Origin of the sequence: Haloferax sp. Atlit-4N (genome assembly GCF_003383025.1) — an archaeon.
Classification (GTDB): Archaea; Halobacteriota; Halobacteria; order Halobacteriales; family Haloferacaceae; genus Haloferax; species Haloferax gibbonsii.
In genome coordinates, this window is the sequence record NZ_PSYY01000001.1 from 592676 (window position 1) to 616098 (window position 23423).

The 23423-nt window shown below is 67.8% G+C and carries 25 protein-coding genes; 18 read left to right on the forward strand and 7 right to left on the reverse strand.

Going from position 1 to position 23423, the window contains the following annotated elements; all coding sequences use genetic code 11:
- Positions 1–38: 38 nt before the first annotated feature.
- From C5C07_RS03180 to C5C07_RS03235, 12 genes are all read left to right on the forward strand, one after another.
- The gene (locus tag C5C07_RS03180) at positions 39–674 is read left to right on the forward strand and encodes an HAD family hydrolase (RefSeq protein WP_115804530.1); all 636 of its coding nucleotides are present in this window, start codon (positions 39–41) and stop codon (positions 672–674) included.
- Positions 665–1573, forward strand: coding sequence for a CobD/CbiB family cobalamin biosynthesis protein (locus tag C5C07_RS03185; protein ID WP_115804531.1), 909 nt, complete (start codon positions 665–667; stop codon positions 1571–1573). The genes C5C07_RS03180 and C5C07_RS03185 overlap by 10 nt, the downstream gene beginning before the upstream one ends.
- Positions 1564–2328 (forward strand): adenosylcobinamide-GDP ribazoletransferase, encoded by a 765-nt coding sequence (gene cobS, locus C5C07_RS03190; protein WP_115804532.1) that lies wholly within the window; start codon positions 1564–1566, stop codon positions 2326–2328. The genes C5C07_RS03185 and cobS overlap by 10 nt, the downstream gene beginning before the upstream one ends.
- Positions 2313–2951, forward strand: coding sequence for an NTP transferase domain-containing protein (locus tag C5C07_RS03195; RefSeq protein WP_233510265.1), 639 nt, complete (start codon positions 2313–2315; stop codon positions 2949–2951). The genes cobS and C5C07_RS03195 overlap by 16 nt, the downstream gene beginning before the upstream one ends.
- On the forward strand, positions 2942–3976 hold the full coding sequence (locus tag C5C07_RS03200; RefSeq protein WP_050458663.1) for a nicotinate-nucleotide--dimethylbenzimidazole phosphoribosyltransferase: 1035 nt from the start codon (positions 2942–2944) through the stop codon (positions 3974–3976). Before C5C07_RS03195 ends, C5C07_RS03200 begins: the two co-directional genes overlap by 10 nt.
- The gene (cobD, locus tag C5C07_RS03205; RefSeq protein ID WP_115804533.1) at positions 3966–4988 is read left to right on the forward strand and encodes a threonine-phosphate decarboxylase CobD; all 1023 of its coding nucleotides are present in this window, start codon (positions 3966–3968) and stop codon (positions 4986–4988) included. The genes C5C07_RS03200 and cobD overlap by 11 nt, the downstream gene beginning before the upstream one ends.
- The gene (locus C5C07_RS03210) at positions 4981–5730 is read left to right on the forward strand and encodes an adenosylcobinamide amidohydrolase (RefSeq protein WP_115804534.1); all 750 of its coding nucleotides are present in this window, start codon (positions 4981–4983) and stop codon (positions 5728–5730) included. The genes cobD and C5C07_RS03210 overlap by 8 nt, the downstream gene beginning before the upstream one ends.
- A 99-nt stretch (positions 5731–5829) precedes the next feature.
- On the forward strand, positions 5830–6843 hold the full coding sequence (locus C5C07_RS03215; RefSeq protein ID WP_050458666.1) for a histidinol-phosphate transaminase: 1014 nt from the start codon (positions 5830–5832) through the stop codon (positions 6841–6843).
- A 263-nt stretch (positions 6844–7106) separates the two neighbouring features.
- Positions 7107–7880 carry a P-loop NTPase gene (locus tag C5C07_RS03220; RefSeq protein ID WP_004973148.1) on the forward strand — a complete coding sequence of 258 codons (774 nt, stop codon included), beginning with the start codon at positions 7107–7109 and terminating at the stop codon, positions 7878–7880.
- The gene (locus tag C5C07_RS03225; RefSeq protein ID WP_115804535.1) at positions 7877–8461 is read left to right on the forward strand and encodes a hypothetical protein; all 585 of its coding nucleotides are present in this window, start codon (positions 7877–7879) and stop codon (positions 8459–8461) included. The genes C5C07_RS03220 and C5C07_RS03225 overlap by 4 nt, the downstream gene beginning before the upstream one ends.
- A 64-nt stretch (positions 8462–8525) precedes the next feature.
- The gene (locus C5C07_RS03230) at positions 8526–8981 is read left to right on the forward strand and encodes an OsmC family protein (protein ID WP_004973143.1); all 456 of its coding nucleotides are present in this window, start codon (positions 8526–8528) and stop codon (positions 8979–8981) included.
- Positions 8982–9043: 62 nt separating this feature from the next.
- Positions 9044–9775, forward strand: coding sequence for a hypothetical protein (locus C5C07_RS03235; protein ID WP_004973141.1), 732 nt, complete (start codon positions 9044–9046; stop codon positions 9773–9775).
- 238 nt (positions 9776–10013) lie between these two features.
- Here C5C07_RS03235 and C5C07_RS03240 read toward each other — a convergent pair whose 3' ends face one another.
- Positions 10014–10460, reverse strand: a complete 447-nt coding sequence (locus C5C07_RS03240; protein WP_004973132.1) for an ester cyclase — start codon at positions 10458–10460, stop codon at positions 10014–10016.
- A gap of 569 nt (positions 10461–11029) precedes the next feature.
- On the opposite strand from C5C07_RS03240, the gene C5C07_RS03245 reads away from it, so the two are divergent.
- Both C5C07_RS03245 and C5C07_RS03250 read left to right on the forward strand, forming a co-directional pair.
- Positions 11030–11563: an amino acid-binding protein gene (locus tag C5C07_RS03245; protein WP_004973130.1), complete on the forward strand. Its 534-nt coding sequence runs from the start codon at positions 11030–11032 to the stop codon at positions 11561–11563.
- Complete coding sequence (locus tag C5C07_RS03250) at positions 11560–12510, forward strand: homoserine dehydrogenase (protein ID WP_050458668.1); 951 nt, start codon at positions 11560–11562, stop codon at positions 12508–12510. The genes C5C07_RS03245 and C5C07_RS03250 overlap by 4 nt, the downstream gene beginning before the upstream one ends.
- A 76-nt stretch (positions 12511–12586) precedes the next feature.
- Here C5C07_RS03250 and C5C07_RS03255 read toward each other — a convergent pair whose 3' ends face one another.
- Together C5C07_RS03255 and C5C07_RS03260 are read right to left on the reverse strand one after the other, a co-directional pair.
- The gene (locus tag C5C07_RS03255; protein ID WP_115804931.1) at positions 12587–13261 is read right to left on the reverse strand and encodes a type I 3-dehydroquinate dehydratase; all 675 of its coding nucleotides are present in this window, start codon (positions 13259–13261) and stop codon (positions 12587–12589) included.
- Between the two features lie 588 nt (positions 13262–13849).
- On the reverse strand, positions 13850–14518 hold the full coding sequence (locus C5C07_RS03260) for a type I 3-dehydroquinate dehydratase (protein ID WP_115804536.1): 669 nt from the start codon (positions 14516–14518) through the stop codon (positions 13850–13852).
- Between the two features lie 330 nt (positions 14519–14848).
- On the opposite strand from C5C07_RS03260, the gene C5C07_RS03265 reads away from it, so the two are divergent.
- Positions 14849–15745 carry an NAD(P)-dependent oxidoreductase gene (locus C5C07_RS03265; RefSeq protein ID WP_115804537.1) on the forward strand — a complete coding sequence of 299 codons (897 nt, stop codon included), beginning with the start codon at positions 14849–14851 and terminating at the stop codon, positions 15743–15745.
- 60 nt (positions 15746–15805) lie between these two features.
- Here the strand turns inward: C5C07_RS03265 and C5C07_RS03270 are convergent, their stop codons facing one another.
- From C5C07_RS03270 to C5C07_RS03280, 3 genes are all read right to left on the reverse strand, one after another.
- Positions 15806–16579: an IclR family transcriptional regulator gene (locus tag C5C07_RS03270; RefSeq protein ID WP_004973112.1), complete on the reverse strand. Its 774-nt coding sequence runs from the start codon at positions 16577–16579 to the stop codon at positions 15806–15808.
- 220 nt (positions 16580–16799) lie between these two features.
- Complete coding sequence (locus C5C07_RS03275; protein WP_004973111.1) at positions 16800–17489, reverse strand: 4-carboxy-4-hydroxy-2-oxoadipate aldolase/oxaloacetate decarboxylase; 690 nt, start codon at positions 17487–17489, stop codon at positions 16800–16802.
- Between the two features lie 194 nt (positions 17490–17683).
- Positions 17684–18694, reverse strand: coding sequence for a tripartite tricarboxylate transporter substrate binding protein (locus tag C5C07_RS03280; RefSeq protein ID WP_004973104.1), 1011 nt, complete (start codon positions 18692–18694; stop codon positions 17684–17686).
- 230 nt (positions 18695–18924) lie between these two features.
- Between C5C07_RS03280 and C5C07_RS03285 the strand changes: the two genes are divergently transcribed.
- Positions 18925–19968: a zinc-binding dehydrogenase gene (locus C5C07_RS03285; protein WP_049968089.1), complete on the forward strand. Its 1044-nt coding sequence runs from the start codon at positions 18925–18927 to the stop codon at positions 19966–19968.
- A 238-nt stretch (positions 19969–20206) separates the two neighbouring features.
- Here the strand turns inward: C5C07_RS03285 and C5C07_RS03290 are convergent, their stop codons facing one another.
- Positions 20207–20854: an MBL fold metallo-hydrolase gene (locus C5C07_RS03290; RefSeq protein WP_004973102.1), complete on the reverse strand. Its 648-nt coding sequence runs from the start codon at positions 20852–20854 to the stop codon at positions 20207–20209.
- A 293-nt stretch (positions 20855–21147) separates the two neighbouring features.
- On the opposite strand from C5C07_RS03290, the gene C5C07_RS03295 reads away from it, so the two are divergent.
- Positions 21148–21663, forward strand: a complete 516-nt coding sequence (locus C5C07_RS03295) for a tripartite tricarboxylate transporter TctB family protein (RefSeq protein WP_115804538.1) — start codon at positions 21148–21150, stop codon at positions 21661–21663.
- Positions 21663–23144 (forward strand): tripartite tricarboxylate transporter permease, encoded by a 1482-nt coding sequence (locus tag C5C07_RS03300; RefSeq protein WP_004973100.1) that lies wholly within the window; start codon positions 21663–21665, stop codon positions 23142–23144. The genes C5C07_RS03295 and C5C07_RS03300 overlap by 1 nt, the downstream gene beginning before the upstream one ends.
- The last annotated feature ends 279 nt before the right edge of the window (positions 23145–23423 follow it).

A 23423-nucleotide genomic window follows, 5' to 3' on the forward strand; every position in this document is an offset into this window, starting at 1 on the left:
TCGCTATATTCAAGTACAGTTTCGCCAATGAAATTCTAGTGGCAGTCACGTTCGACCTCTTCGGTACGCTCGTCGACGCCGAGTACCCCTCAGACCCCGGCGCGGCGGTCGCAGACGCGCTCCGCGAGTACGGCGTCGCCGTCCCCGACGACTGGGACGACGCCTACCGCGAGGTCCACATCGACGCGCCCGAGGGCGCGGAAGTCCCGCTTCCGGCCCACGTCGCCGCGGCGCTCCGCTCTCGGGGCGTCGCCTCGCCGGACAACGCCGCTCGGCGGGCGGTCATCACGGCGTTCGACCCCGAGGTGACCACCCGTCCCGGCGCGGTCGAAGCGGTCGCGGCTGCCCGCGAGGCCGGCCCGGTCGGCCTCCTCTCGAACTGCTCGGTCCCCGAACTCGTCGCGCGGACGCTCATCCGGTCGGACCTCGACAGACGCGGTTTCGACGACATCACGACGAGCGTCGCCTGCGGCTGGCGGAAACCCCACCCGCAAGCGTTCGAGGCGGCCGCTCGCGGCCTCGGCGTCGAGGCGACCGAGTTAGTCCACGTCGGCGACGACCCGGACTCCGACGGCGGCGTCGAGGGCGTCGGCGGCCGGTTCGTGAACCTCCGGGAGACGACGCTCGAATCGGTCGCGGCGAGGCTACGCGCCGGGGAGGACCCGTGCCCGTGACCGCCGCGGCCGCCGTCGTCGCCGCCGCGGCGCTGGACCGAGGGTTCGCCGAACCGCCGGCGCGAATCCACCCGGTCGCGCTGTTCGGACGACTCGTCTGCCCCGTCGACCGCGAGTGGGCCCGTCCGACGCTCGTCGGCGGGGTCGCGGCCGTCGCGCTCCCGGCGCTCGCCGCGGGCGTCGCCGCGGGCGCGACGTGGGGTGCGACGCTCGTCTCGCCGTGGCTCGGCGCGGCCGTCGCCGCGCTCGCGCTGTTTTCGACCACGAGCCTTCGCATGTTGCTCGACGCGGCGGAGACGGTCGTCTCGGCCACGGCGGACGAAGCCGACCTCGACACCGCCCGGTACGAACTCCGGGCGCTGGCCGGGCGCGACCCGTCGTCGCTCTCGGCGGCCGACATCCGGAGCGCCGCCGTCGAGAGCGCCGCGGAGAACCTCGCCGACGGCCTCGTCGCCCCGCTGTTCGCGTTTACGCTCCTCGCGCCCGTTTCGCTCCCGCTCGCGGTCGGCGCGGCCGCGTGGGTGAAAGGCGTCAATACGCTCGATTCGATGCTCGGCTACCGACACAAGCCGGTCGGTCGCGTTCCGGCCCGCCTCGACGACGCGGTGATGTGGCTCCCGGCGCGCGTCTCGGCCGTCTTGTTGGCCGTCGTCGCCGGCGCGCCGGCCACGGTGACGCGGGTCGGCGAGCTGGCGCGTCGCCCGTCGTCGCCCAACTCGGGGTGGCCGATGGCGACCCTCGCGGTCCTGCTGGAAACGCGACTCGAAAAGCCCGGTCACTACCTGCTCGACGGGGGACCCGAGGCCCCCGACGCGGCGACCGCCGCGCGGGGCGTCCGACTCGTCTCGCGGGCGGGGCTCGCCGCGTTCGCCGTCGCGGGGGTGGTCGCGTGGTTCTGACCGCGCTCCGCGGCGCGCTCGGCTTCCTCACCCGTCTCCCCGTCGGCGGCGACGAGTCGAACTGGGACGCCTTCAGACGCGCGCCCGTGGCGTTTCCGCTCGTCGGCTACGTCGTCGGCGCGCTCGCCGCGCTCCCGCTGTTGCTCCCGCTCCCGATTCCGACCGCGGCCGCGCTGTACCTCGTGACGCTGTACCTCGTGACCGGCGTCACCCACGCCGACGGCCTCGCAGACCTCGGCGACGCCGCGGTCGTCCACGGCGACGCCGACCGGCGGCTGTCGGTCCTGAAGGACTCCCAGACGGGGGTCGGCGGCCTGCTCGCGTTCGGCCTGACGCTCGTCGTCCTCGCGCTCGGCGCGTTCGGTCTCGCGGGCGCGGGTGGCCGTATCGGCCTCACGGCCGCCGTCGCAATCGCGCTCGCCGCCGAGGTCGGCGCGAAAGCCGGCATGGCGACGCTGGTCTGTCTCGGCGAGCCCGCCCACGAGGGGCTCGGCTCGGCGCTCGTCGGCGAGAACAGCCCGTCGGGGCTGCTCGCCGTCGCCGTGGCCTGTCTCCCGGTCGTCGCGGTCGCGCCGGTCACGGGCGGCCCCGCCGTCGTCGCGGCGCTCTGCTGCGGGCCGGTCGTCGCGCTGCTCGTCCGCTCGTGGGGTCGCGCCCGACTCGGCGGCGTCTCGGGCGACCTGCTCGGCGCGACGAACGAGCTAGCCCGCGCCGCGGCCGTCCACGTGGGGGTGGTGGTATGGACGCTCTCGTGATGTGCGGCGGCCGCGGCACCCGCCTCGACGCGCCGGTCGAAAAGCCGCTCGTGGACATCTGCGGGCGACCCATGCTCGACCGAGTCGCCGCGGCGCTCCGCGATTCGAGCGTCGAAACCGTCCGCGCGGTCACCTCGCCGCACACGCCGAACACCCGCGACCGCGCCGCCGACCTCGGCCTCGACCCCATCGAGGCCCCCGGCGACGGCTACGTCTCCGACCTCGGATTCGCGCTGGCCCGCGTCTCCCGACCGGCCGTCACCGTCGTCTCCGACCTGCCGCTCGTGGCACCCGAACACGTCGACGCCGTCGTCGCGGCCGCCGATGGCGGGGCCGCCACCGCGTGCGTCCCCGTCGAACTGAAGCGAGAACTCGGCGCCAGCGTCGACGACGCGCTCGTCTTCGACCACGAGGGGACCGCAGTCTGCCCGACCGGACTGGGCGTCGTCGGTCCCGCGGACGCAGATGGCGAGACCGACGCCGAGACGAACACGGACGCAGACACCAACACTGACGCCGACACCAACACCGATTCGACCATGTACCTCTCCACAGACACCAGACTCGCACTCAACGTGAACCGCCCGACAGACATCGCGCTCGCGGAGGACCGATGCGAGTAGTCCTCGTCGCCGGCACGACCGAGACGGCGAAGATTCCCGGTATCAGCGCCGCCGGCGCGGACCCCTCGCTCGTCGGCCACACGCCGAGCGCCGACGCCGAAATCATCGAGTACGGCGAGCCCGTCCGCTCGCCGGTGACGCCGGTCAGCCCGACGGGCTGTCCGACGCCCGCGGCCGTCACCCGCGCCGTCAAGCAACTCACCGGATTCGACGTGCTCACCGTCGACGCCGGCCTCGCCAAGCCGAGCGCCGCGCCGACCATCGACGTGGGCGCGCGACCCGGCCGCGACATCCGCGAGAGCGAACCGGTCCCGACCGCGCCCGGCGCGTTCGAGGCGGCCCGGCGGATGGGCCTCGCGCTCCCCGAAGACGAACTCGTCATCGGCGAGACCGTCCCCGGCGGGACGACCACCGCGCTCGCGGTGTTCCGCGCGCTCGGCGAGGAGTTCCCCGTCTCGTCGTCGCTCCCGGACAACCCGACGAGCCTGAAAGAGGAGGTCGTCGCCGAGGCGTTCGAAGCCAGCGACGTCGAACCCGGCTTCGCGGCCCACAAGCCCCGGCGCGCCGCCCGCTACCTCGGCGACCCGGTGCTTCCGGTCGTGGCCGGACTCACCGTCGGCGCGCTCGAAAACGGCATCGACGTGACGCTCGGCGGCGGGACGCAACTGCTCGCGGCCGCCGCGCTCGCCCGCCACGCCGGCGCGAACGGCGACCTGACCCTCGCCACCACTTCGTACCTCGCCGACGACGTGCCCGAGTTGGCCGACGCCGCCGAGGCGCTCGACCTCGAGTTGACCGTCACCGACCCCGGCTTCGAGACGCACCCGCTGGACCGCTACGCCGCGGGCGAGGCCAAGGAGGGCGCGGGCATGGGCGGCGCGCTCATGCTCGCCGACCGAATGGGCGTCCTCGACGACGTGGAGGCGGCCACGCTCGACGTGCTCTCGACGCTGGACCCCGAGGCCGTCGAGACCGCGGCGGTCGACACCGACGGGGCCGACGCCGACATCGACGATGGACCCTGAATCCGTCCGGGCGGGGAGCCGCGTCCCCCACGGTGGGACCACCGACCCGACCGTCGTCGACTTCAGCGCGAACACCAACCCCGAGCGGCCCGCGGGCGTCGAGGCGGTGTACCGCGAGGCGTTCGACGCCTCGACCCGCTACCCCGACGACGACTACGCCGACTTCCGGGCGGCCGCCGGGGACTACGTCGGCTGTGTGCCCGAAGCGGTCGTGCCGACCGCCGGCGGCCTCGAAGCCCTGCGGCTCGCGTTCGAGGTGACGCTGTCGCCCGGCGACACCGCGCTCGTCCCCGAGCCGAGCTTCGGGGAGTACGACCGCGAGATTCGCCTGCAGGGCGCGGAGCCGGTTCCCGTCGCCCACGACGAACTCCTCGACGCCGACCCCGCGGGCCACGCGGTCGCGGTCGTCTGCACGCCGAACAACCCGACGGGCGAACTCGCGCCCGCCGGCGACCTCCGGGCGTTCGCGGCGCGCTGCCGCGAGGCCGACACGGTCCTCGTCGTCGACGAGGCGTTCCTCGATTTCACCGACGAGCCGAGCCTCGCGGGCGAACCCGGCGTCGTCGTCGCCCGGTCGCTGACGAAGATGTTCGGCCTGCCGGGCGTCCGCGCCGGGTTCGCCGTCGCCACCGACGACCTCGGCGACCGACTCGCCGTGGCCCGACGAGCGTGGTCGCTCTCGACGCCCGCGGCCGCCGTCGGCGCGTACTGCATGGACGACGCCGAGTTCGTCTCGCGCACGCGAGAGCGCGTCGCGGACGAGCGCGAACGACTCCGCGAGACGCTGTCCGAGGCCTTCGACGTGTACCCGTCGGACGCGCCGTTTCTCCTCCTCGACGTCGGCGACCGCGACGTCGACGCGGTGGTCGAGACCGCCCGCGACCGCGGCGTCGCCGTCCGGGACGCGACGACGTTCCCGACGCTCGACTCGCACGTCCGCGTCGCGGTGAAACGTCCCGACGAGAACGACGAACTGCTCCGGGCGCTCGCCGCCGTCGCCGACGATGTTTGAGGCGACGCGCCGCGACGGCGTCTGTCGGCTGGGCCGTCCGGACACGCGCTGGCTCTCGACGGGCTACGCCGGCGGCGAGTCGCGAGCCGACGCCGCGTTCAACGTCACCGTCCCCGAGGGCTGGCCCGAGACGGACCTCGACGCGTACGTCGAACGTCGGCTCTCGTCGGCCGGCTTCGACGAGCGCGGGCCGACGCTCCTGACGGGCGTGGGGCAGGAACACGCCCGGCGCGCCCGGTTCGGCCCGGTCGAGGTCGTCGCCACCGCGGGCGTGTCGAACCCGGCGGAACTCCCGATAGACGGCGACCCGAGCGAGCGGGCCGACGAGTCGGGCGAATGGGACGACGAGTCCGACACCGCTGACGTGACGGCCGGCGGCGACGGCGGTGACCCGACAGGCACGGTCAACGTCTTCGTCGGGACGACGCGGTCGCTGGAGCCGGGTGCGCTCGCGAACCTCGTCGCCGTGGCCGCCGAGGCGAAGGCGGCGACGCTCCTCGCTCGCTGCGGCGCGCCGGGGACGACGACCGACGCCGTGGTCGCCGCGTGCGACCCCGCGGGCGACCCGGTGACGTTCTCGGGAAGCGCGACCGAGGTCGGCAACGCCGCGCGGGTCTGCGTCCGCGACGCGGTGCTCGCGAGCCTCGATTCGCGGTACGCCGACGACCCGATTCCGCGGGGCGTCGACGAGGCGAGTTACGGCGTCGTCGCCGACGACCGCGCGACCGTCTCTTCGATTTGAGAACTACCGAGAAAACGGCCCGTAGGGTGTGGAATCAACGGTGGTAGCTAAATGGTTCCCGTAGAAGCCTTGATTATAGTCGGTGGCTAGCACGTTGGTATGGATCCCGGTTCCGTTCCCGATGTCGACCACGTTACCCACGGCGGGACCGCCGACCACTCCCTCGTCGATTTCAGCACCGGGTCGAACCCGGAGCGGCCGGCGGGCATCGCCGGCGTCTACGAGTCGGCGCTCTCCACCTCGCGGCGATACTCGCTGGACGACTACTCTCGGTTTCGCGTCGCGGCCGCGGAGTTCGTGGGCTGTCACCCCGAGGAGGTCGTCCCCGCGGCGGGCGTCATCGAGGCGATGCGGCTCGCCGTCGGCGTGACCGTCTCGCCGGGCGACAGCGTGGCGCTCCCGGCACCCTGTTGCGGCGAGTACGCCCGCGAAATCCGGCTCCAAGGCGGCGAGCCGGTCCACGTCCCCCACGACCGACTGCTCGAAACCGTCGACCCCGGCGAGCACGCGGCGGTGATTCTCAGCTACCCCGCGAACCCCGTCGGGACGGCGTACCCGAGAGACGAGCTTCGGGCGTTCATCGACGCCTGCCGCCGGGTCGGCACGCCCGTCATCGTCGACGAGTCGTACCTCGGCTTCACCCGCCTCCCGAGCACGGCCGGCCTCGACGGCGTCATCGCGCTCCACTCGGTGACGAATATCTTCGGCGTCCCCTCGCTTCGAGCTGGGTTCGCGGCCGCGACGGGCGACCTCGGCGACCGGCTCTCGCGGGCGCGGTGTACGTGGGTGTTGTCGGCCCCCGCGGTCGAGGTCGCGACGTTCTGTCTCAAACAGGACGCCTTCCTCGAAGCCACGCGGGACCGGGTCGAACGGGAGCGCCCGCGGGTGGTCGCGGGCTTGGACCGACTCGGCTACGAACCGCACCCGGCCGACAGCACGCTCGTCTTGTTCCGCGCCGACGACGTCGACCGCGTCCTTCACGAGACCCGGCGTCGCGGCTTCGCCGTCCGCGACGCCCGCGACTACCAGCGGCTCGACTCGCACGTCAGAATCAACGTCCGCCGCCCGGACGAGAACGACCGCCTGCTCGACGCGCTCGCCGAGGCGGCCTGAGTCGCCGCGGTCGCGTCTCGCTGACGCCGAGTCACCGATTCAGATAGACGATGAACGCGATGGTGAGGAGGGTCGCGTACACCGCGAACGTCGAGTCGTCGACGACGAAAGCGAACGATTGGATTACAATTCGGAACATCAGTGGCCGTTTCGCACCATGATGTGCTCACTATTAATGGTTGTTACCGTTTGACACAGTATTCGTCGGCGCGCGTCCACAGCCGTTCCGAACACTTATGCGAAATCACCGGACACGTGGGGGCATGGTCGAGGCGTTCGCCGTCGCCAGCGGGAAGGGCGGCACGGGGAAGACGACGAGTACGCTCGCGCTGGGGATGGCGCTCGCCGAGGACTACGACGTGACCGTCATCGACGCGGACACGGGCATGGCGAACCTGCTGTTCCACGCCGGGTTGGACGACGCCGACGTGACGCTCCACGACTTACTCGTCGACGAGCGCGACGCCGCGGTGTCCGACGCGGTCTACGAGCGGTTCGGCATGTCGGTCGTCCCCTGCGGGACGAGTCTCGCGGCGTTCGAGGCCGCGGACCCCGGTCGCCTCCGGGACGTGGTCGCCGAACTCGCCGCCGACACGGACGTGCTGCTTCTCGATTCGCCCGCCGCGCTCGGCTCGAAGAGCGCGGTGCTTCCGGTCGTCCTCGCGGACCGCATCGTCGTCGTCCTCCAGCCCACCGTGCCGTCGTTGTCCGACGGGCTGAAAGTCCAGGAGTACGCTCACTCCTACGGCACCGACACGGCGGGCGTGGTGTTCAACCGCGTGCGACCCGACGAGAACGTCGACAAAATCGCCGAGCAGGCCGGCCGCTACTTCGGAGGGCAGACGCTCGCCTCGGTTCCCGAGAGCGACGCGGTCCGGGCGGCCCGCCGCGAGGGGAAGCCCCTCCTCGCGCACGCTCCCGAGGACCCGGCCGCGGACGCCTTCCGCGAGGCGGCCGCTCGACTCGACGTGCGCGACGGCGACGGCCGCGACGTGGCAGAGCGGTTCAAGAGCGCCGTCGTCCCCGAGCGGATATGAGAATCCCGCGGGGCGAACTCCGCCGGTCGCGCGTCGTCGACGACGCCGCGGCGGTCCTGCGGGCGGTGCTCGACGAGGAACTGACCGGCTACGTCGTCTTCGAGCCGCAGGACGCGCTCCTCCTCGGCGAGACCACCAGCGGCGTCGTCACGTTCGAAGACGGGATTCCCGTCCTCGCCTACGACACGGAGCGCGAGGTCGGCGGCCGCGACGGCCTGGAGGGGTTCGCCGTCACCGGCCCGACCCGCGCCGCGGTCCACGCCGTCGACGCCGCGGCCCTCGCGGACGCCCACGAGGTCGAGGCGTTCCGCATCCTGCCGGGCGAGCCGGCCCGCGTCCTCGCCGGCGACGAGCGGTTGGCCGAACGGACCGTCGACGCCGCCCCCGCCGCCCGCCGCGAAGAGGGCCGCGACCAGAGCGCGGTCGAGGCGTTCCTCGCCGACGCCGACGCGATCGAGGAGATCCGATCCGAGGCCCGCGAGGAGGCTCGCGCGAGGGCGTCGGAGTGGGGACTCGACGACGTGCTGGCGGACGACGCGCGCGACTCGGCCGCGATAGAACCCGGGACAGACAGCCGCTAACACGCTTCCCGAGGGCTGAGAACCGCCGACTGGTGTTATCGGCCGCGTGCGCGTCTGTACGGCTATGTCCGCAGAGAAACCCCAACAACTCACCTTCGACGTCAGCGCCCGCGCGGAATCCCCGACCGAGACCCGCGTCTCCACCCGCGGCTTCGAGTTCGTCGTCGACGAGCCCGAATCGCTCGGTGGAGCGAACGCCGGGCCGAACCCCGTCGAGTACGTCCTCGGGGCGCTCGCCGGCTGTCTGAACGTCACGGGGCACGTGGTCGCCCGCGAGATGGACCTCGACGTACGAGACCTCGAAATCTCCATCGAGGGCGACCTGAACCCCGCGAAGTTCATGGGCAAGCGCGACGACGGCCGCGCCGGCTACGAGGAGATTCGCGTCGCGGTCACCGCCGACGTGGACGCCGACGAGGCGACCATCGACGCGTGGCTCGCCGCCGTGGAATCGCGCTGCCCGGTCAGCGACAACCTGACCAACGCGACGCCGCTCGCGCTCTCGTTCGACCGACGGTAGGTGTCGTCCTCGCCTCGCCCACGCGGGGATAGAGCCAAACCGCCGTCGTCCGTAGTTCTCCTGTGACCGTTCTGCGCCTCCTTCGACTCCGCCGGCCCGCCGACTTCGCGGACTGGTACCGAATCGGTGCCGAGTACGTCCACGACGTGGCCGCGGGCATGGGACTCCGAGTCGGCGATTTCGAGTCGCGGGTGGTCCGCGCGACGGACGCCATGCGGGCGGGGCGGACCGACCTCCCACCGGACCTCGCCCGCTCCGTCGCCGCCGACCTGCTGGCCGACGCGGTGTTCTGCGACCCGTTCTGTCAGTGGATGCCGCTGTGGTACGAACTCGGCCTCGCGGCCCCCTGTGCCTACGCCGACTTCCGGCTTCGGCGGGTCGCCGAGCGCTACGCCGACGACCTCCCGCACCTGTCGGTGCCGCGGTTTTCCCGCCCGGACGACGTGTACGTCGACGGTCGCCCCGCGACGGCGTACGTCGACGGCTTCGCCGAGCGGTTCGTCCTCGCCGACGCGGTTCTCCATCTGGAGTGGTTCACCTACGTCGCCCGCGAGTCGGGCATCTTCGTCCCGCCGCTGTTGGTCGAGCGGACCCGCGAGCAGACCGTCGCCTACTACGCCGGCCGCCGGACCGAACTCGACCCCGACGTGCGGACCTTCCAGCGACTGCTGTTTTCGGACGACGAGTGGGTCCGTCGCATCGCCGACGTGTACGACCTCGACAGCGTCCTGTTCGACTACTGGGAGCGAATCCTCGCACAGGAACGCCGCCGGCTCTCGGCGTTCGACGGCTGACTCGCCGGTCGCCGAGGGGTGATTGCTGTCCACACGTCGCATATGACACTTGAAAAATGTTTTAACCGAGGACGTTGTAGGCGTCTACTGCAGGTACATACCTGCACTTGGGTTGCGTATACAGGGGAGTTTTTCCCCAGTGTCCGTGGAGTGCGGGCGGGTGCCCGGTCGCCCGTGCTTCCTTCTCAGTTGCCGAGCGGCGCGTCCGTCGCACAAAAAGTATCGGTCTCTGTTCAGGTCACGCCTCAGGTAGTTCGACAGCGCCGAGTTGCGTGAGCATGCCGAGCATGTCCGGTTGGACCCACCGCTCGACTATCATGTCGTCTTCGATACGGCTGAACACCATGTTGCCGACCTCGACCGTCTTCCCGGTGGGTTCGATGCCCATGAACGCGCCGTCGTGCGTCCCGCGGAGCGTGACGCGCATGGCGACCATGTCGCCCTCCGTAATCGCGTCTTCGACCGTGGCCGAGAAATCCGAAAAGGACTCTCGGAGTCCCGAAATCTGCGCTTTGAGTTCGTCGCGCCCGTGAACCTCCCCGAGCGGGCTGTGGTCGAGGATGTCCTCGGCGCAAATCTCGTCGATGAGGCCGATGTTCCCCTCGCTCGCGACTTCCTCCGGGAAGCGTCGGGCGATTCGCTCGTTCCCCGTCGGCGTCGGTGTCGGTGTGCTTGCTGATGCCATTCTGAGTTTCCCCTCTCTCGTACCCGTCCGCGAGCGGCCGCGTTCTCGCTCGCCGCCGCGGTGGATACAGTTGTCTCTACGCTGTGTGGGATGTTAACAATTGTTTGTTTAGAATCGTGTAGTTCGGGTGGATAGTTATGTAAATTTCATGCACGAAAGATGGCGTGGCGAATCTGAGAACTAACCCAAACGAATATACTCAGAAACTATATTCTGAAATTTTCCGGAAGACATTGGCAATTCAATAAATATATGCTACTATATGTTGTTTGACAAATATCGATTCAGAAGTCGCTCGTAGCCAGTGATATCTCGTCAAAGAGTATTGTGCAAAATTGGTTTTTCTCCTCGCTCCAAATCGCCGCCTCGGCGCGGTAATCTTTGTAGCGAACCTGAGTACATTTCGGGCCGACGCGCGTACGGCGAACCCTCAGTGATGACTCTCTCACAGCAGGCGGGACGACGGCCGCGTCCGCGGTCGGCGTCCGAGCCGTTCGAACGCAATACGTATATGGGTGTGCTCGCTCGACTCCCGACAATGAACGACACGTTGGTACGGTGTTGTATGGATGAGTGAGGTGCACAACGACGTCCAAGCGTACACGCTCCGGCTCGAACTCGTCGACGAACCCGGTGAACTCCTGCGCTCGCTGCAGCCCATCGCCGAGCACGGGGGGAACCTCCTCTCGATTTTCCACGAGCGCGGCAACGTCACCCCGCGCGGCTACATCCCGGTGGAAGTCGATATTGAGGCGACTCCCGACCGCTTCGACAACATCGTCGAGGGCCTGAGCGACGCCGGCATCAACGTCATTCAGGCCGGAACCGAGCGCTACAGCGAGCGCCTGACCATCATCCTCTCGGGACACCTCATCGAGACGGACCTCTCCGACACGCTGACGCAGATCGAGGCGACGCGGAACGCGACGGTCACCGACATCTCGCTGTCCGCGCCCGCCGGCTCCATCGACGTCTCCAGCGCCCGCTTCCAGTTGGCCGCGGCGTCGGGGGCGACTGAAGAAGTCCTCGCCGCGATGCGAGAAATCGCCGACGAGAAGGACCTGCAACTCGTCGAGCCGCTGACCGTGGGAGGTCGCGCGTGAGGCTCTGTGTCCTCGGCGCCGGTGCGGTCGGGAGTGCCGTCGTCGAACTGGCCGCGGAGCACGGCCACGCCGTGACCGCGTTCGCGGACTCCGAGAGCGCCGCCGTCGACGCCGACGGCCTCGACGCCGACGCGGTGCTCTCGAAGAAACGAGACGACGGCGTGGTCGGCGAGGCGGCCCCCGAGGCGGTGTTCGACGCCGACTACGACGTGTTGGTGGAGGCGACGCCGACGACGCTCGGCGACGCCGAGCCCGGCTTTTCGCACGTCGAGCGGGCGCTGGCGGACGACCGCCACGTCGTGCTCGCGAACAAGGGTCCGGTCGCGGAACGCTACGCCGACCTGCGCGCGCTCGAAGCCGAAAGCGAGGGGACCGTCCGATTCGGCGCGACCGTCGGCGGCGCGCTTCCCATCCTCTCGACTATCGAGGACGTGGGTCCGTCGCGGGTGTCGGCGGTTTACGGCGTCCTGAACGGGACGGCGAACTTCGTCCTCTCGCGGATGGCCGCCGAGGGCCTCGACTACGAGCACGTGCTCGCGGAGGCCCAGGACCTCGGCGTCGCCGAGGCGGACCCGACGTTCGACGTCGACGGCACGGACACGGCCCTCAAGGGTGTCATCGTCGCCAACGTCCTCTCCGACGGCGAGACGGAGTTCACGCTCGACGACGCCGACGTCGAGGGGATTCAGGAACTCTCGGGGAGCATGCTCGACCTGGCACAGGAAGACGGCCAGACGATTCGACTCATCGTCGAGGTCGCGGACGGCGGGGTCCGCGTCGGCCCGCGACTGGTACCTGAAAACGGGGCTGTCGCCCCGTCGGGGACGGAAAACGCCGTTCAAATCGAAGCCGACTACTGCGGTCGACTGGGTATCACCGGCCGAGGGGCCGGCGGTCCCGAGACGGCGAGCGCGGTGCTGACGGACGTCGAGCGACTCGCCGACTGACGGCGAGCGACGAGTTCGCGGCGAAAAGAGATGAAACGAGTCTGTTGACGGCGGACGGCCGTCGGGTTTTCCGGCGTCAGTCCGAGAGCGTCAGTTCCTTCGGCACCGACACTTCGCTCCGGAGCGTGTCGATGACCTGTCCGTCGACGCGCTCGTTTTTCGTGAGTTCGATGAGCGAAGCGAGCTTTTCGAGCGGAATCTGCCCCGGCGCGTAGTCGTTGTCGTCGGCGAGCAGGGGCGCGTATCCGAGCTTCGACCCGTAGAGGTGGCCGATGACCCGCGTGTGGCTCCCGATTTCGCCCATGGAGATGCCGGCCACGTCGATGCCGCGGTTGGTCGCGTCGTTGACGGCCTCGAGGAGGGTGAGCGTGTCACCTTGGTTCCGCGGGAAGACCGCCACCTTCGCGATGTCGCCGAACTCCGCGCACTGTTCGATGATGGCGTCGAGGACCTCGCGGTCGGGCGTCTCGTCGAAGTCGTGGTGCGAGATGATGAGCTGGACGTCGTTCTCGCGGAACTCGTGGGCCAACCACTCCTTGGCGCGAACGGTCTCGAGTTCGATGTCGACGAACTCCACGGCGTCGAATCGAGATGCGGAAAAGAGGTCGTCCAGCCGCCCGGAGTCGCTGGCCTTTCCTCCGAACCAGCGAGCGCGGTTGGTCGCGATTATCGGGAGTTCGCCGTCGTACGCGGCGAGTTGTTCGAGCGGGTCGTCCGCCTTGTCCATTCGGAATTCGATGAGGTCTGCCACCCCTCGTGCGTCGACCTCTCGTGTGAGGTCGTTTGTTGTTGCCGCCAGCGCAGACTCGTCGAGTTTCATGTGAACGCCTATCACTCCGCTGCGTATAAATGTTAGCTGTCGGTGCAAGAGTTCTCACCTCCTCGTAGGCGGTGAGAGACGCCGTCTTCGGCGGATTCTCCGGAATGTTCATCCAGAATAATCGGCGTGAGCCGACGCTCTGTCGGCGCGGTTTTGAATGCTTCCGAGACATCGTCGGTGTTCGTCGCTCATCGTCGGCCATTCGCTGTTAACCCGAGTTGGGACCGGCGGAGGTGGTCGTCGGTGCTGGGTACATCGAGAGCGTGCGTGCGCTCGGGACTGCCCGCTCAGTTGCGCGGAGCCAGACGATAGCTGGACGACGCGCGGTCGAGAGAGCGAGTTATACCAAATCTATCGGAAAATATTGAATAATGTAATTCTGATACAAATTTCCTTCTTCCGGCCCGTCGTCTTCGAAGCGCTCGTCCTGCGGTCCCGGATGTCGCGGACTGTCTCCCGGGCAGGCCGGTCGCTTCGGTGGGTATCCGTGTCCACGTGTTCGACACCGGCAGTACGGCCTCAGCGCGCGGAAGCGACCCAATCGAGCAGGTTCGACAGTTTTCTGAGGTCGATGTCGTTCGGGCCGCGCTCGTCGCTGACGACGGGCGCGTAGGCGATGGACGCACCGTAAAAGACGCCGATAACGCGAGTGTGCCGGCCGATATCCCCCAACGCGTATCCGGTGACTCGCACTCCCCTCTCGGAGGCGGCGTTGAGCGACTGCAACAGCGAGAGCGAGTCCGTCTTCTCCTCGGCGAACACGACGAGCTTCGCCACGTCCCCGTACGTATTACACTCTGATATGATTCTATTTAGCTCTGATTTCTGAGGTGTCTCGCGGCGGTCGTAGTGAGAGACGATCAGTTCGACGTCGTGTCCGCGCAGTTCGTCCCGAAGCCACTCGCACTCGCGAATCGTCCGCAGTTCCACGTCGACCATCTCGACGGCGTCGAACGCGGCGGCGGCCGCGAGCGTCTCCAGTCGCTCGGACTCACCGGCGGTGCCGCCGGCCCACTCCGGCCGGTTGGAGACGACGAGCGGGAGCGCTCCCTCGTACTCGCCGAGCGCGTCGAGCGGGCGGTCCGCCCCGTCCATCCGGAACTCGACGAAGTCCGCGATGCCCTCCGCGGCCGTCGCTTCGGTCAGCGTGTCGGTCACTCCGGCTAACGCGTATGCGTCCGCACCCATGAGATTTGATACCAAGCACTCGTATAAAAGTAGTTCCCTCGAGAGCGCTCCGCGGCGATTCCTGTCGTCCCCGTGAAACTCCAGTCGCAGTCGCTGACACCGTCGTTTCTACAATGTTGTAACGACGCGAGAGCCGCGAAATCTCGGGAGACGACGCCGTTTCCCCGCGATGGATTACAATCCTAAATCTGTAATTATCATGGTCTTACAGACCGAATTTGTTTCAACGATGTCGAAATCCGGACGGTCAGCGCGTCGCTCGTTCGACCGGGCTGAACTTACCGACGCCACCAAGATTTAAATCGGGGAGTTCCGTATCCCTCAGTAACGATGGTTACGCAGCAAGTCCTAGTCACGGGTCCGTTCGGTGAGGCGGGCGAAGCGATTCTCAACCACCTCGCGGAACGAGACGAGTACGAGTTCACGTATCTCGACCGGACCGAACATCCGGAGTACGAGACGTTTGTCGCCGACATCGCGGACTACGAGGCGATTCGCCCGGCGTTCGACGGGCAGGACGCCGTCATCCACCTCGCCGCGCAGTCCGACGCGGGCGCGTCCTTCGAGGACATCATCGAGCCGAACATCACGGGCACGTACAACGTCCTCAAGGCGATGGAGGACGCCGGCGTCGAGAAGCTCATCTACGCCTCCTCCCAGCGCGTGATGGGCCTGTACGAAGAGGACCTCGCGCCCGACCTCTACGAGGAAGACTACCCCAGCAAGTACGACCCCTTCCGGCTCACCCACGAGACGCTCCCGAAGCCGGACGGCTACTACGGGGCCTCGAAGGTGTTCGGCGAGCACATCTGCCGGACGCACGCCCGCCGCGACGGCGCGCCGAGCCAGGTCTACTCGATTCGCATCTCGAGCGTCCGGACCGAGCGGTACGACCATCCCTACGGCGACGCGGAGCGCGGCGTCGACCGCGGCGACGAGCACAAAGTCGAGGAGGGCGAGGTGTGGGACCAGTCCCAGACCGGTTCGTGGGAGCGCGGCAGCCCCGAGTACGAGGAGATGGTCAAGCGGCTCAAAGCGACGTGGACCTCCCAGCGGGACTTCGCGCACCTGCTCGAATGCTGTCTCGAAGACGAGTCGGTCACCTACGACACGTTCTACGCGGTGAGCGGCAACAAGGCCCGCTGGTTCGATATCGACCACGCGAAGGCGGTCCTCGACTACGAACCGGCCGACGACGGCTCCGAGTGGGACAGCCCGCCCGAGTGAGCCGACGAGAGACCGACTCCGAGAGCGACGGCCACGGCCGACGGCGGTGAGGCCGCCCGCTCAGTACTGCTTTATTTTCAGCTCGATGATGTTCTTCTTGTTCAGAAGCGACGGGGCGAGTTCCTCCTCGATGCGCTCGGGCTCCATGCGGCTCATCGGACCGCTGATGCTTATCGCGCCGACGGCGTCGTCCGGTTCGGAGACGATGGCGGTTCCGACGGCGCAGACCCCGGGGTAGTGTTCGCCGCGGTTGATGGAGTACCCCCGGTCGCGAATCGCCGCGAGTTCCTCGTGGAGCGCCCCGCGGTCGGTGATGGTGTCGTCGGTCAAGGCGGGGAGACCGCGGCGGTCGACGATTCGGTCGACCTCGTCCCGCGAGCGCTCCGCGAGCATCGCCTTCCCCGTCGCCGTCGAGTGGAGGTAGAGGTGGTCGCCGAGCGGCGCGTCGTCGTCGATGGACTCCGGGCTCTGGGCCTTGTAGAGCTGAACGGCGAACCCGTTTTGCTCGACCGTCACGTTGGTGTGCTCGCCGGTCTGTTCTTTCAGCTCGTCGAGTTCCGGCTTGGCGACCCGGTACAGCGCCATCCCGTCGCGCATCGCCCCGCCCATCTCGAGAAAGCGGAGACTACAGCGGTACTCGCTTCCGACCTTGACGACGTAGTCGGTGTCCACGAGCGTCGCCAGGTGGATGTGCGCCGTGCTGACCGGCATCTCCATGTCCTCGGCGGTCTCCGACAGCGTCGCGCCGTCGACCTCGCGGAGGTACCGGATGATGTCGAACGCCTGTTCGACGCTCTGTATCCGCCGCGAGCCCGACCCGGTGGAGTTCGTCATGATTCGACAATTGACCACCGCGTCCCTAATAGCACCGATTCGTTTCAACGATGTTGGATTTCGAGGGGCGAACGCTTCGGCCACCGGCGTCACGGGTCGAGGCGTCGCTCGCTACGGGTCGGGTGCTCGCAAAAAAACGCGGGTCGCCGGGTGGCATGCCAGTCGAGATGCGGACTTCGCGGGTCAGTCGCGGTCGCTGTCCGCCGCGGCTTCGGTGGCGTTACTGAATCGAGTCTTCGGGACCGACGATGGTCAGGTTCTCGAACAGTTCGTCGTAGCCGTTGAGTTCGTAGAGGTACTCGCCGTCCAGTACTTCCTCGCGGACGGAGTCCTCGGCGCTGAGCTTCTCGTGGGCGCGTTCGAGGACTTCTTCGGCCCCCTCGCGGGGGATGACCGCCAGTCCGTCGTCGTCGCCGATGACGATGTCGCCGGGGTCGACGCTCACGCCGCCGACGGAGACGGTGACGTTGATGGACCCGGGGTCCTGCTTGAGCGGCCCCTGCGGGTTGACGCCGCGGCCGTACACCGGGAACTCCATCTCGGCGATTTCCCGGCTGTCGCGGTACGCGCCGTCGATGACCAGCCCGGCGAGGCCGTTCGCCTGACAGGAGGTGCACATCAGTTCGCCGACGTGGCCGGTGTCGGTGTAGCCGTCGCAGTCGATGATGAGCACGTCGCCGGGCTCGGTCAGCGTGATTGCCTTGTGGATGATGAGGTTGTCGCCCGGGGCGGCCTTCACCGTGACCGCGGTGCCCGCCATCTCGACGCCCTCGTAGGCGGGCCGGAGGCCGGCGTCCATGGTCAGTCCGATGTTACCGGTCACGTCGGAGACGATGGTGCTCGGAATCTCTTCGAACGCCTCGACGAGTTCGCGGTCCGGTCGCTCTACGTCGGGCTCTATCGTGTGCATACCCGACCTGATGCGGACGATTCACGTTAAACTATCGGTCGGTCGAACGCGTGCGGTTCGCGGCGCGCGTCGCGGGTCCGGTCCGGTCGGTACGGCCGTCGCTCGCGGTGACGCGGGTCCGAAAGGGAGAAGGGCGCAGGTACGTGTCGCGTGGGGAGTCAGTCGGTCGCGGGGCTCGGAATTCGACTGCGGCGTTACTGCTTTTCGATGCCGAGTTCGTCGACGAGGTTGCCGTAGAACTCGTACTGCTGGTCGAGGAAGTCAGCGAGCTCGTCGGGGCCGCGTTCGACGCGAATGAAGTCGTTGTTCTCCATGAACTCCACGAACGAGTCGTCCTCGTAGACGGCGCTGTACACGTCGGCGAGCTCCTGCTTCAGCTCGTCGTCGATGCCGGCGGGCGCGAAGTGCGCGAGCCACGAGCCGATGGAGATGTCGAGGCCCTGGTTGGCGAGCGTCGGCGTGTTCGGGAGCGCGTCGACCTGCTGGTCGAACGCCACGCCGAGGGCGGTCAGTCCGCCGTCTTGGACCTGCGGGGCGACTTCCGCCGCGCCGACCGCGGTACAGTCCACCTCGCCGTTCACGACGGCCGTCATGGCCGGCGCGGCACCCTCGTAGGAGATGTGTTCGACGTTGACGCCGGCCTCGCTGGCGATACCCGCCGCGGCCATGTGCCACGACGAGCCGAAGCCGGAGTTCGCCATCTGCAGGGTGTTGTCCTTCCCGTAGTTGATCCACTCGTCGAGCGTGGAGAACTCGGCGTCCTCGCTGACGACGAGCGCCGCGGGGAACTCGGTGTACTGCATGATGGGCGTGATGTCGTCGGGGCTGAGGTCGGCGATACCGAGGTGCTCGAACAGCGCGATTTCGGGGGCCGTACAGCCGATGGTGTGCCCGTCGGGCTCGGCGTTGGCCGCCGCGTTCATCCCGACCGAGCCGGAGCCGCCGGTCTGGTTGCTGACGTTCCACGAGACCTCGGTGTGGTTCTCGGCCGCGTCGGCGACCGCGCGGCTGGTCCGGTCGGCCCCACCTCCGGCCGACCACGGGGAGATGACTTCGACCGGCCGAGAGGGCCACTCCTGCTGTCCGGAGAGACTGCCGAGACAACCGGCAGACAGCGCCACGCCGCCGACGCCGGCTGCCTTGATGAAGTTCCGTCTGTTCAGCGTGCTGCGTCCACTCCGATTGCTAATGGTATCGTCTCCCATTGTACCCGAATGTTTGAACAATCCATACAATAAGCATTGCGGTCCCTCTGAATATGACGCGAGGCCAGCGGAGTCGGCGCAGTGCTTCGCTTCTGTGCGCCCGCGAGGTCCGCGAGCGCCGAGGCGAGCGGGCGCGTGGCGGGACGCTCGCGCACGTCTGGCCGGCTTCCGCCCGCAAGCTTCTCCCCCAAGAGCGTAGATTTATACCCCGGCGGTATTCAAGGAGATGTATGCGCGGGTTAGCCAAAACGAGCCGAGAGCCCGGAGCTATGGAACTCGTCGACGTCGAGACACCCGAACCGGCGTCGGACGAGGTCCTCATCGAAATCGACTACGCCGGGCTCTGCGGGAGCGACGCGGGAATCTACAAGTTCAAGTCCGCCTTCGAGCGGATGACCATGCCGACCATCATCGGTCACGAGTACACCGGCCGCGTGGTCGAGCGCGGCGACGACGCAACCCGGTTTTCCGTCGGTGAGCGCGTGGTCGAGCGACCGATTCGCGGCTGCGGCGAGTGTTTCCAGTGCCAAATCGGCGAGGAGAGCATCTGTCAGGACGCGGAACTGACCGGTATCGACCACGACGGCGCGTACGCCGAGTACATCGCCGTTCCCGAGTCGGCGCTCCAGTCCGTGCCCTCGAACGTCGACCCGAAGCACGCGGCGCTCGTCGAGCCGACGGCGATTTGCACGCGCGCGGTCCTCCGGAACTCCCGCGTCGAGGCGGGCGACCGAGTGCTCGTCGCCGGCCCCGGCCCCATCGGGTTGCTCTGCGCGCAGGTGGCCGCCTCGCAGGGCGCGGAGGTCGTCGTCGCGGGCGTCGGTCGAGACACGAACTACCGACTGCCGCTCGCGGAGGAACTCGGCTACCCCGCGGTCAACATCGAGGAAGACGACCTGACCGCCACCCAGCGCGACCTGACCGGCGGCGTCGGCTTCGACGTGGTGTTCGACACGACGGGCCACCCGTCGGGACTGCCGATGGCGGTCGAACAGGTCCGCAAGGGCGGCCAAATCGTCCTCGTCGGCCAGACCGGCGAGACCACGATGGAGTTCACGCCGCTCGTCCGCGCCGAGGTCGACCTCCAGTGTACCTACGGCGCGACCTACGAGGACTTCGAGCGGGCGTTCCGGCTCATCGGCTCGGGCGACGTGGACCACGCCACGTTCCTCGACGACCGGTTCCGACTCACCGAATCCGAAGACGCCTTCGAGGCGTTCCTCGCCGGCGAGACCTGCAAGCCGGTGTTCGACGTTTCGGTCCTTCGAGACTGACGCGACCAGTTCCGTCTCGTTCGCAGCCGACTCTCCTCAGCGATTCATCTCTCGACCGCGGTTTTTCTCAGACGCAGGTCGCTCACCACCCCGCTCGTCTGTCACGTCACTCGTTCGTGTCTCGGTCGGACGCCGTTTACGGCGCGGCCGCTCGGGGTCGACGGTCGGAAAAGCATGCCGCGGAGTCGGCTATCGAGGATGTGACGCCGTCAACGCCGCTCGGTTCGGCGGGTCAGGGTCACTCCGGACGGGGGTCCCACTCGCGCTCGACGAGGAAGTCGTCGAGTTTGCCCTTCGGGTCCTCGAAGACGTGCGACCCGTGGAAGACGAGCAGCGTCTCGAAGTCGTACTGGAGCAGGTCGTAGAGGTTGATTTCGGCGGCCTCGTGGTCGTCGTTGAACAGCGCCGGCGGCGGGAGGAGGTAGCCCGCCGGGAGGCCCGCGCGGTCGGCCCCGTCGAGGGCGTCCCCGGAGATGAGGATGCCGCGGTCTTCGAGCAGGAGCGCCGAGGTCGCCTTCGTGTGCCCCGGCACCTCGATGACGCGGATGTTTCCGTCGAGCACGTCGCCGTCGGTGAACGTCACGTCCGGCTCGTAGTCGATGGCCTCGTGGAGCTTCGACTCGTTGGCCGACGCGAGGAGTTCGGGGTCGAACGCCTCCATCACCGACGGGAGGCCGCCGTGGTGGCCGTGGTCGCCGTGGGTGATGATGACGCGGTCGACGCCGCCGTACTCCCGTTCCAGAAGCTCGACGAGTTCGTCGCCGTCCTCGTCGAAGCCGGTGTCCACGAGCGTCGTCTTCCCCGTCGGCGTGTCCTTCAACACGAGCACCCGGACGTGTTCGAACTGAATCTGGTCGATACCCTCGGTGACGTTGCTAACACTCATTCCGGTGGAACGGTAGTTCGCAGCGCTGGTTAATTCTATCGATGGCCGCGAAACGCGGCGTTGTCGCCCGTAGACATGTCGAACGCGTGAATGTACCGGCCGGCCGTTGCAACCGCTCTCGTTGTGCAGTCGTCCACTCTCGACGGCCAACCCGAGGCGCGACTGGACAATCGACTCGGCCGCCTGCGGCTTTCGTGTCGAAATCGTGACTTTCAGCCCCGAACGGGCTCGTAAAGACCAATATGTTTATTACGAACGATTGCTTGGTATCATACCACGAGGCAGAAAAAATAATGGTGATTCAGAAAGTCGGGGCCGTCCTTGATAGAATCGGCTTGGAGAGTGTTCGTTCAAGTCCGCTGTCAGTCCTCTTTATCCTGTTTTCGGTCGTCGTCATCTTCTTTGCGAGCCAGTTCCCGTCGGGTGACGGCGTCGGGCCGTCGTTCTTCCCGATTGCGGTGTCGGTCGGCATCATCTTCTTCGCCGCTATCGACGTGCTGACGGGCTCCGACACGGAACTCGAAATGTCGGAGTTCGACTTCGGACCCGCCGCCGTCGTCGCGGCCTTCCTCGTCGGGTACGTCCTGTTGATGCCGCTTTTAGGGTTCCTCGTGTCGACCATGCTGTTCATGCCGGTCGTCCTCTACTACTCGGACATCCGCTCGAAGCTCCTCGTCGTGGCGCTGTCGATCGGGTTCCCGGTCGCGCTATTCTACATCTTCGGCCGGATTTTCCTCGTGCGCCTGCCTGAGGGCATCATCCCGGTGTCGCGGCTGCTGCCGCAGCTCCCGCTGGTGGTGACCTTCTGATGGTGGTTGAGTACATCTCGCAGGCGCTCGTCAACCTCGCCGACCCGTTCGTCCTCCTGCTGATGATCGGGGGTATCTTCCTCGGCATCCTCATGGGGTCGATTCCGGGGATGACCGCGACGATGACCATCGCGGTCCTGCTGTCGTTCACCTTCACGATGGAGCCGAGTCAGGGGATGATTCTCCTGTTGGGCATCTACGGTGGCGCGGTCTACGCGGGGTCGATTCCGGCGATTCTCATCCGCACGCCGGGCACCCCGTCGGCGGCGGCGACCATCTTCGACGGTTACCCGCTCTCCCAGAAGGGCGAGGCGGGCCGCGCGATTCGCGTGAGCACCATCGCGTCGTTCGTCGGCGGCGTCATCAGCGTCTTCGCGCTGATGTTCTTCTCGCCGGTCATCGCCGACGCCGCCCTCCGGTTCCGGTCGCCGGAGTTCTTCGCGCTCGCCTTCTTCGGGTTGACAATCATCGCCAGCGTGAGCGGCGACTCGCTCACGAAGGGGATGGTCTCGGGCCTGCTCGGGATGCTCGTCGCGACGGTCGGTATCGACCCCGTGACCGGCTTCCACCGCTTCACGTTCGACATCCCCGAACTGCTCACGGGCGTCGAGTTCATCGCCGTCATGATCGGCCTCTTCGGCATCGCCGAGGGACTCCGCAAGTACTCGCAGGGCATCAACAGCGGGAACGACCGCGTCGACCAGGAGATATCCGGCGTGTTCCCCTCGCTTTCTGACCTGCGGTCCATCGCACCGGTCAGCGTCGGTTCGGGCGTTCTCGGGTCGTTCATCGGCGCGATTCCCGGCGCTGGCGGCGACATCGCCGCGTTCATCACGTACAACGAGGCCACCCGCTGGCTCAAAGACAGCATCCCGTCGTTCGGCGAGGGGAACGTCCGCGGCGTCGCGGCCGCCGAGTCCGGGAACAACGCGAGCACCGGCGGCGCGCTGATTCCGACGCTGACGCTCGGGATTCCGGGCGACTCCGTCTCCGCCATCCTCATCGGCGCGCTGTTGGTCCACGACGTGAACCCCGGGCCGGGCCTGTACCAAGAAGAGCCGGTGTTGCTGTACACCATCTTCGTCGGGTTCCTCCTCATCTACGTGTTCATCCTCATCTTCGGCCTGCTCGGCGCGAACTACTGGGCGCGCCTCATCAACATCCCGAAGTCCCACATCTGGCCCGTCATCCTCGTGCTGTGTGTCATCGGAGCCATCGCCCTCCGGGGCAACGTCTTCGACGCGTGGATTATGCTCGGCGCGGGCGTGTTGGGGTACGCGATGCGGCTCCGGGGGTACCCGCTGGCACCCATGGTGCTCGGGCTCATCCTCGCCCCCATCGCGGAGGAGAACCTCCGCCGGTCGCTCGTCCTCTCGGGCGGCTCGCCGAGCATCTTCCTCACGAGCCCCATCGCCCTCGTCATCATCCTGCTCGGCCTGGGCGCGATTGCGCTGCCCGCCGTCCGCTCGATTCGCGCGTAGCACCGCGTTCAGACCTCGTCCGCTTTTCTTTTCTCGCGGCACGCGCGTTCCGTCGAGCGCCGTCTCGCGTCGCCGACTGTCCACGAACCGCGCTGCGCTCCCGTCGCCTCGCTGAGCCCCTGCCGCGGCTGGCAGGGTTTCGGCCCGCTCGCTTCCGCATCTCTCTGTCGTACCTTCGTCGAGAGCGGAGCGTACCGCTCGACTCGCCCTCAGTTTTGAGGATGTTGAAATACAGGGGTATTTTTCTCCCGTCTGGCATCGGAATTACAGCAGTACAAA

What these genes read in the sequence shown, in the direction of transcription:
- C5C07_RS03200 (WP_050458663.1), top strand. Translation starts at nt 2,942, where the DNA reads ATGCGAGTAGTCCTCGTCGCCGGCACGACCGAGACGGCGAAGATTCCC.
- C5C07_RS03215 (WP_050458666.1), top strand. Translation starts at nt 5,830, where the DNA reads ATGGATCCCGGTTCCGTTCCCGATGTCGACCACGTTACCCACGGCGGG.
- C5C07_RS03280 (WP_004973104.1), bottom strand. Translation starts at nt 18,694, where the DNA reads ATGGGAGACGATACCATTAGCAATCGGAGTGGACGCAGCACGCTGAAC.
- C5C07_RS03220 (WP_004973148.1), top strand. Translation starts at nt 7,107, where the DNA reads ATGGTCGAGGCGTTCGCCGTCGCCAGCGGGAAGGGCGGCACGGGGAAG.
- C5C07_RS03270 (WP_004973112.1), bottom strand. Translation starts at nt 16,579, where the DNA reads ATGACGAACTCCACCGGGTCGGGCTCGCGGCGGATACAGAGCGTCGAA.
- C5C07_RS03230 (WP_004973143.1), top strand. Translation starts at nt 8,526, where the DNA reads ATGTCCGCAGAGAAACCCCAACAACTCACCTTCGACGTCAGCGCCCGC.
- C5C07_RS03295 (WP_115804538.1), top strand. Translation starts at nt 21,148, where the DNA reads ATGGTGATTCAGAAAGTCGGGGCCGTCCTTGATAGAATCGGCTTGGAG.
- C5C07_RS03275 (WP_004973111.1), bottom strand. Translation starts at nt 17,489, where the DNA reads ATGCACACGATAGAGCCCGACGTAGAGCGACCGGACCGCGAACTCGTC.
- C5C07_RS03290 (WP_004973102.1), bottom strand. Translation starts at nt 20,854, where the DNA reads ATGAGTGTTAGCAACGTCACCGAGGGTATCGACCAGATTCAGTTCGAA.
- C5C07_RS03265 (WP_115804537.1), top strand. Translation starts at nt 14,849, where the DNA reads ATGGTTACGCAGCAAGTCCTAGTCACGGGTCCGTTCGGTGAGGCGGGC.
- C5C07_RS03245 (WP_004973130.1), top strand. Translation starts at nt 11,030, where the DNA reads ATGAGTGAGGTGCACAACGACGTCCAAGCGTACACGCTCCGGCTCGAA.
- cobD (WP_115804533.1), top strand. Translation starts at nt 3,966, where the DNA reads ATGGACCCTGAATCCGTCCGGGCGGGGAGCCGCGTCCCCCACGGTGGG.
- C5C07_RS03210 (WP_115804534.1), top strand. Translation starts at nt 4,981, where the DNA reads ATGTTTGAGGCGACGCGCCGCGACGGCGTCTGTCGGCTGGGCCGTCCG.
- C5C07_RS03285 (WP_049968089.1), top strand. Translation starts at nt 18,925, where the DNA reads ATGCGCGGGTTAGCCAAAACGAGCCGAGAGCCCGGAGCTATGGAACTC.
- C5C07_RS03195 (WP_233510265.1), top strand. Translation starts at nt 2,313, where the DNA reads ATGGACGCTCTCGTGATGTGCGGCGGCCGCGGCACCCGCCTCGACGCG.
- C5C07_RS03240 (WP_004973132.1), bottom strand. Translation starts at nt 10,460, where the DNA reads ATGGCATCAGCAAGCACACCGACACCGACGCCGACGGGGAACGAGCGA.
- C5C07_RS03260 (WP_115804536.1), bottom strand. Translation starts at nt 14,518, where the DNA reads ATGGGTGCGGACGCATACGCGTTAGCCGGAGTGACCGACACGCTGACC.
- C5C07_RS03300 (WP_004973100.1), top strand. Translation starts at nt 21,663, where the DNA reads ATGGTGGTTGAGTACATCTCGCAGGCGCTCGTCAACCTCGCCGACCCG.
- C5C07_RS03225 (WP_115804535.1), top strand. Translation starts at nt 7,877, where the DNA reads ATGAGAATCCCGCGGGGCGAACTCCGCCGGTCGCGCGTCGTCGACGAC.